An 8343-nucleotide genomic window follows, 5' to 3' on the forward strand; every position below is an offset into this window, starting at 1 on the left:
AAATCGGGAGCGGCTCCAGCCCTTACTGGAACGCGCCTCTCACGCCGAACCGGTGTCCCCTTCGGCGGAAAGCGCTTTAGCGCGAAGCCAGCCAGATCCGGTGCCGGGCGCCCCGGCGTCCGGCATGGGCGCGCACCGTCTCCTCCTGAACGGAGAAGCCCGCCTGCCGCAGGCGCCGCGTGAAGGCGTCGTCGGGATGGGCCGACCAGACCGCGAGCACGCCGCCCGGCCTCAGCGCCCCCCGCGCCGCGTGCAGGCCCGCCGCGTCGTAGAGCCGGTCGTTCTCCGGCCGCGTCAGCCCGTCCGGGCCGTTGTCCACGTCGAGCAGGATCGCGTCCCAGGCCGCCGGCCTCTCGCGGATCGCGGCGACCACGTCGGTCTCGCGCAGGCGCACGCGCGGATCGTCGAGGCTGGCCCCCGACAGCTCCGCCATCGGGCCCCGCGCCCAGGCGAGCACCGCCGGCACCAGTTCCGCCACGACGATCTCGGCCGTTGCCGGCAGGCAGCCCAGCGCGGCGCGCAGGGTGAAGCCCATGCCGTAGCCGCCGATCAGCATCCGTGGCGACCGGGCGCGGCCGATCCGCTCGGCGGCGAGCCGGGCCAGCGCTTCCTCGGACCCGCTGAGGCGGCTGTTCATCAGCTCGTTCTGGCCGAGCTGGATCGAGAATTCCTTGCCCCGCCGCATCAGCCGCAGCGTGTCGCCCTCGCCGGGGATCGAGGCGGTATCGAGATGTTCCCAGGGAATCATGGTCGGGGGACCTCGTGCCGGGGGGACGGTCGAACGGCAGGGTCGGGGACGAAAGCAAAACGGCGCGGAGAGCCCCCGCGCCGTTCGTCAGATCGTCCGCCGCCGCGACGCGATCACATCCCGTAGGCGACCTTGCCGGTGTTGCTGCGCTTCAGGTTGCGGAAGCGGGCCATGGCCCAGAGCGGGAAGAACTTCGGGTAGCCGTGGTAGCGCAGGTAGAACACCCGCGGGAAGCCGGTGGCGGTGTAGCGCTCCTCGTTCCAGAAGCCGTCCGCGCCCTGCGTGCGGGTCAGGAAGTTGACGCCGCGGGCCACGGCCGGATCCTCCACCTCGCCCGCCGCCATCAGGGCGAGAAGCGCCCAGGCCGTCTGCGAGGCGGTGGAATAGCCAGGCTCGAAGGCCGGGTTGATCTTGTAGGAAGAGGCATCCTCGCCCCAGCCGCCATCCGGGTTCTGGATCGCGATCAGCCAGGACACGGCCTTGCGGATCTCCGGCGATTGCGGATCGACGCCGGCCGCGTTCAGGGCACAGAGCACCGACCAGGTGCCGTAGATGAAGTTCATGCCCCAGCGGCCGTACCAGCTGCCGTCCTTCTCCTGGTCGTTGAGGAGATAGGTCACGCCCCGGTCGAGGGCGCGGCTCGTCGCGCGGGTCTCGCCGAGCTGGGCGAGCATCGAGACGACGCGGGCGGTCACGTCCGCGGTCGGCGGGTCGAGCAGGGCGCCGTGATCCGAGAACGGGATGTGGTTGAGGTAATGGTGGTTGTTGTCGGCGTCGAAGGCCGCCCAGCCGCCATCGGCGCTCTGCAGGCCCTCGACCCACTCGCGCGCCCGGGCGATGGACTGGCTGTAATCCGGCATGCCGCTCACCAGCCCGTGCTGGCGCTGGGCGCGGTCCATGGCCATCACCACCACGGCGGTGTCGTCGAGATCCGGGTAATGCGGGTTGGCGTACTGGAAGGCCCAGCCGCCGGGGCGCACGTCCGGCTTGGTCGCGGCCCAGTCGCCCTTGATGTCGGTGACCTGGAGCGGCTTCAGCCAGTCGAGGCCGGAGCGCGCCGCGCCCTCGGCAGCCTCGCCGCCCGCCTCGAGCAGGGCATGGGCGCTCAGCGCCGTGTCCCAGACGGGGGACAGGCAGGGCTGCACATAGGCCTCGTGCTCCTTCTCGGCTACGAGCTTCTCGATCGCCTCGCAGGCGATCTTCACCTGCGGGTGGTTCGAGGGATAGCCCAGCACCTCGTACATGAGCACGGAATTGACCATGGCCGGGAAGATCGCGCCGAGCCCGTCTTCGCCGTTCAGACGCTCGCTCACCCAGGCCACGGCCTTGTCGATGGCGCGCTTGCGCGGCGTCTTCGGGAAATAGGGCTCGGTGACGCGCAGCGCCCGGTCGACGGCGCCGAAGATCGGCGTCCACGGCCAGGTCGCGTGCGGGGAGCCCGGCCAGGACGTGACCGAATCGGGCGGGGTCACGAACAGCTCGCCCACGCCGATGCCGCGCGGATTCTTCGCCCGCGGCTTCTTCGCCTGCAGCACGAAGAGCGGCACCATGGTGCAGCGGGCCCAGTAGGAGACCTTGTCGAGGTGGAAGGGGAACCACTTCGGCAGGTGCATCACCTCCACCGGCATCACTGGCACCGCCGCCCAGGGCACCTCGCCGTAGAGCGCGAGCAGGAAGCGGGTGAAGACGTTGGCGTTGCGTGCGCCGCCGCGGGTCAGGATCGCCTCGCGGGCACGGCGCATATGCGGCGCCTCGATGTCGTCGCCGATCATCTTCAGGGCGAAATACGCCTTGACGGTGCAGCTCATGTCGAACGGCCCGTCATGCACCAGCGCCCAGCCGCTATGCACGGGCGACTGGGTGCGGCGCAGGTAATTGCCGATCTTGGCCTCGAGGCCCGGCCGCGGCTCGGTGCCCCGGAAGTGGTGGAACAGCACGTATTCGGAGGGGATGGTCGCATCCGCCTCCAGCTCGAAGCAGATATGGCCGTCGGACTGGGCGAGATCCGTCAGGGCGCGGGTCGCGCTCTGGATCGCGCGCTCGACCTCCTCGATGGCCACGTCACGGGTCCGGGGACGCTTGAGCGTCTCGACCTTGCCTGCTGCCTCTCGCATCGTTCTCGCCTCTGCGACCGTCTTTCGCGGCCGTTTTGTTTCACGCGGCGCTTGACGCCTGTGTCCGCCCGCACATCCCGGAACGGGTCAGTGCGTCCGCGGCCATGGTACCCGAGCGGATCGCGCCCTCGATCGTCGAGGGCAGACCCGTCGCGGTCCAGTCGCCTGCCAGGACCAGGTTCGTGTAGACGGTCGTCGCGCCGGCGCGCCGGGCCGCCTCGGCGGGCGTGGCCGCGAAGGTCGCCCGCTTCTCCTTGACGATCTGCCAGCTAGGCAATTCGCGTGCAAGTCCGTGAAGGTCCGCGATCTCGTCCCAGATCCGGCGGGCCAGCTCCTCGCGGGGCGTGTCGAGCAGGTGGTCGGCCCCGCTGATCGTCACGGAGAACCGGTCCGGATAGGCGAAGAGCCACTCCGTCAGGCCGCCGACCACGCCGAGCAGCAGCGGCGCGCCGGCCGGCGGAGCCCCTGCGAAATGCGCGTTAACGATGGAGCGAAATTCCTGCGGCGCCGGCAGGCCGGGCAGCAGATCGGCGGCGACCCAGGGCGGCAAGGCCAGCACGACGCCGTCCCGCGGCCCGATCTCGGTCGGGCCGTCCGCGAAGTCGAGACTGGCGATGCGGCCCCCGGAGATCCCGAGGGCGCGCAGGCGCCGCCCGTAGCGGATCTCGCCGCCCCGGGCCGCGAGATAGCTGAGCGCCGGATCGACGAAGGCGGCCGAGAGCCCCTGGACCGCGACGAGGGGCCGGCAGGCCCGGCCGCCCGCCCCCAGGGTCTCCTTCAGGATGGTCGCGGCGAGCCCGACATCGCTCTCGCGCGGGTCGGTGTTGAGGGCGGCGAGCAGCACCGGATGCCAGAGCCGCTCGTAGAGCAGGCCCTCGCAGGCCATCTTCTCGCCGATCGTGCCGGCCCGGCCCGGCGCCTTGCCGGAGGCGGCCATCATCAGGCTCAAGGGGGCGAGGTAGTCGGAGGCGCGGCTGCCCGGCACCCGGCGCGAGGCGTCGAGCACCCACCAGGGCAGGCGGCCGGCATTGGGGCGCAGCTGCCAGCGCTCGCCGGTGCGCAGATCCGCGAAGTCGAAGGCGGCCTCGTCCGGCCCGTCGAGCACCCCCTGTGGCGCGCCGATCCGCGTCAGGAAGTCGAGGGCCGCGGTATTGCCCGAGAGCAGCAGGTGGTTGCCGTTGTCGATGGTGAGGCCGAGGGAGGGGTCGTAATAGGAGCGGCAGCGCCCGCCCGCCTGCTTGGCCGCCTCGTGCAGCACGACATGGCGGCCCATTTCCGCGAGGGAGGCGGCCGCCGAGAGGCCGGCCAGCCCGGCGCCGACGACGTGGACGGTTCCCGACATCAGAAGATCCCGTGGCGGAGCGCGACCGCGATCAGCGCGGCCTTGCTCGGCTTCACCCGCGCACGGGGCGCGGCCCAGCCGCGGCGCAGCACGGCGTCGAGATAGAGGCGGTAAGCCGCGGCCATCAGCCGGGCGGCCTTGGTGGTCGAGCGCGGGTTGCGGGCGATGATCGCCCAGGTCTGGCGGTAATGCTCCTGCGCCTCGGCCGCGACGGCGTTGCAGACCTCGGCGAGGCGCGGATGGGCGAGCGCGCTGCGCGGCGTCGGATCCTTCAGCCCGACGGCGTGGAACTTCTCGAGGGGTAGGTAGAGCCGGCCGCGCTCGGCATCCTCGTCGATGTCGCGCAGGATGTTGGTGAGCTGGAGGGCCCGGCCCTGGTGCCAGGCGAGCGTGATCCCGTCCGCCTCCGGCATGCCGAAGATGCGCACGGACAGGCGTCCGACCGCGCTCGCCACCCGGTCGCAATAGAGGTCGAGCTTGGCCTCGGAGGGGGCGACGATGTCCTCCTCCGCATCCATCGCCATGCCGTCGATGACCGCCTGGAAATCCTCGCGCTTCAGCCCGTATTGCCGGATCGGATCGACCAGGGCGCGTACCCGGGCGGGCGGCTTGCCGGCATAGAGCGCGTCGATATCGGCGCGCCAGCGGTCGAGCTCGGCGGCGCGCACGTCCCGGGGGCCGCCCTCGTCGGCGACGTCGTCCACGGCGCGGCAGAAGGCATAGACCGCGTACATCGCCTCGCGCCGCGCCTTCGGCAGGAGGCGCATGGCGGTGTAGAAGGACGAGCCCGCGGCCGGCAGCGCCTGCCCGGTCTCCATGGGCAGGGCTTCCGCGGTCGAAAGGGTCGTGCTCACCGGTTCGCTCCCGTCTTCCCCCTCCGGACGCGGCTGCGGAACGGCCGTCGCAGCAGCGTCGCGGCGATGCCGCCCAAAGCCGTCATGGCGAAGGCAGCCTTGCTGTGATGCACCGTCTCGGAGAGCGGATCGCGGGTCAGCAGGCCCCGGGTCAGCACCACGGCCAGCCGGTGGATCGCGGCGATCTCCAGGCTCAGGCGGAAATCGTCGATCTGTCCGGGGAGCGGCGCGCCCTCTTCGAGCAGCACCAGCGTGCGCTCGGCCAGCTCGCGGATCACGGCCTTGAGCTGCGGCGTGGCGCGGTCGAGGCCGAGCATCGACACCTCGGCGCCGTGCTTCGCCATCAGGTCGAGGGGGATGTAGACCCGGTCGAGATGGCGGAAATCCTTGCCGCAATCCTGCATGTGGTTGAGTACCTGCAGGGCGGCGCAGATCGCGTCGGAGGTCTTCCAGACCCGGGCCGGGTCCTCGCCATGCACGTCGAGCACGAAGCGCCCGACCGGCATGGCCGAGTAGCGGCAATACTGGATCAGCTCGTCCCAATCCGCGTAGCGGCTCTTGCGGGCGTCCAGGCGGAAGGCGTCGAGCAGTTCGAGGGCGTGGGTCGGCGGCAGTTTGTGGGCGGCGAGCTCGCGCTTCAGCGGCTCCACCGAGGGGTCGGAGGCCCCCTGCCCCGTCAGCGCGTCGGCGAGCGCATCGAGCAGCGCGAGCTTGCGCTCGGGCGAGAGATCCGCGTGGTCGGCGACGTCGTCCCCCGCCCGCACGTAGTTGTAGAAGGCGAGGATCGCGCCGCGGTTGCGCGGATGGATCAGGTGCGAGGCGACGGGAAAATTCTCGTCGTGCGCTCCCTTGCCCGTGCGGGCGTCGCTCGCGGTCTGCATGGCCGAGGCGGCGCTCATTTCATGTATCCCGCTGTCCGGAACCACTGGATCGCGTCGGACAGGCCCTCGCGATAGGGCCGCGCCGAATAGCCGAGCTCCGCCCGCGCCTTGGCGTCGGAGAAGAACATCCGGTACTTCGACATGCGCACGCCGTCGAGGGTGGCGAGCGGGGCCTTGCCCGTCACGCGGGCGATCTGCTCGGAGACGAACGCGATCGGGTAGATCACCGCATAGGGCAGCTTCGTGGTCGGGGCTTTGCGGCCGACCATGCCGGCGATGTCGGCGAGCATCTGCGCCAGCATCACGTCCTCGCCGCCGAGGATGTAGCGCTCGCCGATCCGCCCCTTGCGCAGGGCCAGCAGATGGCCGGCGGCCACGTCGTCGACATGGGCGAGGTTCAGCCCCGTATCGACGAAGGCGGGGATCTTGCCCTGGGCGGCGTCGAGGATGATGCGGCCGGTGGGCGTCGGCTTCACGTCCCGGGGGCCGATCGGCGTCGAGGGATTGACGATCACCGCCGGCAGACGGTCGCGGGCGACCATTTCCTCGACCACGCGCTCGGCCACGACCTTGCTGCGCTTGTAGGCGCCGATGGCGGTCTCGGGCGTCAGCGGCCGGTTCTCGTCGGCGGGGGTGCCGTCGGCATGCGGTTTGATGGTCGCGACGCTCGACGTGTAGACGATGCGCTCGACGCCGGCTTTTAGCGCCTGCTCCATCAGGATGCGGGTGCCGTCGCGGTTGGTGCGGACGATCTCCTCCATGTCCGGCGCCCAGAGCCGGTAATCGGCGGCGGCGTGGACGAGGTAGCGCTGGCCCTTCATCGCCGCGGCGACGGCGGTGGCATCGCGCATGTCGGCCTCGACGATCTCGACATCGGGCCAGGTCAGGTTGGTGCGCGGCGAGGAGGCGCGCACGGTGATGCGCACGCGGAAGCCCGCCTTGCGGAACACGTCGACGAGGGCGGCGCCGAGGAAGCCGCTCGCGCCGGTGATGAGCACCGGACCTGCATCGAAGGGGCCGGTCGGGGTCGGCTCGGTCATCGCACGCCAGGATTCATCGTGGGACAGGCGCTGCCGCCGAACGGACGGCGGGCGCTTTGATTCGGCTCTGGGGAGGCCGGCTCGTACGGAACGGCCCGCGCCTCCGAAAGGCGCGGGCCTTGTCTCACCGAAAACCGGGAGCGGCAAGCGCTCCGCTTGCAGGCCCGATCAGGCGAGGCGCAGGCGCCCCGGCCGCGCATCCGCCGCCGGCAATGCGTTGAGGACGGTATTTTGGATGCCGCGTGCGTCGAGGCCGGCCTCGGCGTACATCTTCTCGGGCTTGTCGTGGTCCTGGTAGGTGTCGGGCAGGGTCATGGTGCGCACCCGGAGCGTGCCCGCATCGAGGGCGCCCTTGGCCGCCAGCAGGTGCAGCACCATCGCCCCGAAGCCGCCGACCGAGCCCTCCTCCAGGGTCACCAGCACCTCGTGGCTGCCGGCCAGATCCAGGATCAGGTCCTCGTCCAGCGGCTTGGCGAAGCGCGCATCCGCCACCGTCACGGCGATGCCCTCCGCCGCCAGGGCGTCCGCCGCCTTCAGCGCCTCGGCCAGGCGCGTGCCCAGTGAGAGCAGCGCCACCCGCGCGCCCTCCGGACGCCGGATCACCCGGCCCCGGCCGATCGCCAGAACCTCGCCCCGCTCGGGCATCTCCACGCCCACGCCCTCGCCGCGGGGATAGCGCAGGGCGATCGGGCCCGAGTCGTGGGCATGGGCGGTGGCCACCATGTGCACCAGCTCCGCCTCGTCGGCCGCCGCCATCACCGTCATGTTCGGCAGGCAGCACAGATAGGCCAGATCGAAGGCCCCCGCGTGGGTCGCCCCGTCCGCGCCGACCAGGCCCGCCCGGTCCAGGCAGAACCGCACGGGCAGGTTCTGCAGGGCCACGTCGTGCACGACCTGGTCGTAGGCCCGCTGCAGGAAGGTCGAGTAGATCGCCACGAACGGCTTGTAGCCCTCCGTCGCCAGACCGCCGGCAAAGGTCACCGCATGCTGCTCGGCGATGCCGACATCGAAGGTCCGGGTCGGATGCGCCTTGCCGAACAGGTCGATGCCGGTGCCCCCGGGCATCGCCGCGGTGATCGCCACCACCTTGTCGTCGGCATCGGCCGCCTTGATCAGGCTCTCGCCGAACACCCGGGTGTAGCTCGGCGCGTTCGCCTTGGCCTTGGCCTGCACGCCCGAGACCACGTCGAACTTCACCACCCCGTGGTAGCGGTCGGCCGAAGCCTCGGCCGGGGCGTAGCCCTTGCCCTTCTGCGTGACCACGTGCAGCAGGATCGGGCCCTGCTCGGTGTCGCGCACGTTCTTCAGCACCGGCAGCAGGTGGTCGAGATTGTGCCCGTCGACCGGGCCGACATAGTAGAAGC

7 protein-coding genes are annotated in these 8343 nt (G+C 71.1%); all 7 read right to left on the reverse strand.

Going from position 1 to position 8343, the window contains the following annotated elements:
* Window positions 1-76 precede the first annotated feature (76 nt).
* Entirely contained in the window at window positions 77-748 is a 672-nt protein-coding gene (locus MFF21_RS17285; protein WP_238312531.1) for a spermidine synthase, read from the reverse strand.
* Between the two features lie 113 nt (window positions 749-861).
* Window positions 862-2862, reverse strand: coding sequence for a squalene--hopene cyclase (shc, locus tag MFF21_RS17290; RefSeq protein ID WP_238312532.1), 2001 nt, complete (start codon window positions 2860-2862; stop codon window positions 862-864).
* 40 nt (window positions 2863-2902) lie between these two features.
* Window positions 2903-4204 carry a hydroxysqualene dehydroxylase HpnE gene (gene hpnE, locus MFF21_RS17295; protein WP_238312533.1) on the reverse strand — a complete coding sequence of 434 codons (1302 nt, stop codon included), beginning with the start codon at window positions 4202-4204 and terminating at the stop codon, window positions 2903-2905.
* Window positions 4204-5022, reverse strand: coding sequence for a presqualene diphosphate synthase HpnD (gene hpnD, locus MFF21_RS17300; RefSeq protein ID WP_238312548.1), 819 nt, complete (start codon window positions 5020-5022; stop codon window positions 4204-4206). The genes hpnE and hpnD overlap by 1 nt, the downstream gene beginning before the upstream one ends.
* A gap of 32 nt (window positions 5023-5054) precedes the next feature.
* Window positions 5055-5957, reverse strand: coding sequence for a squalene synthase HpnC (hpnC, locus tag MFF21_RS17305; protein WP_238312534.1), 903 nt, complete (start codon window positions 5955-5957; stop codon window positions 5055-5057).
* Window positions 5954-6979 carry a hopanoid-associated sugar epimerase gene (gene hpnA, locus MFF21_RS17310; protein WP_238312535.1) on the reverse strand — a complete coding sequence of 342 codons (1026 nt, stop codon included), beginning with the start codon at window positions 6977-6979 and terminating at the stop codon, window positions 5954-5956. The genes hpnC and hpnA overlap by 4 nt, the downstream gene beginning before the upstream one ends.
* Window positions 6980-7147: 168 nt before the next feature.
* Window positions 7148-8343, reverse strand: a 1196-nt coding sequence (gene dxs, locus MFF21_RS17315) for a 1-deoxy-D-xylulose-5-phosphate synthase (protein WP_238312536.1), incomplete at its 5' end; no start/stop codon positions are given.

Origin of the sequence: Methylobacterium organophilum, from assembly GCF_022179465.1 — a bacterium.
GTDB lineage: Bacteria > Pseudomonadota > Alphaproteobacteria > Rhizobiales > Beijerinckiaceae > Methylobacterium > Methylobacterium organophilum.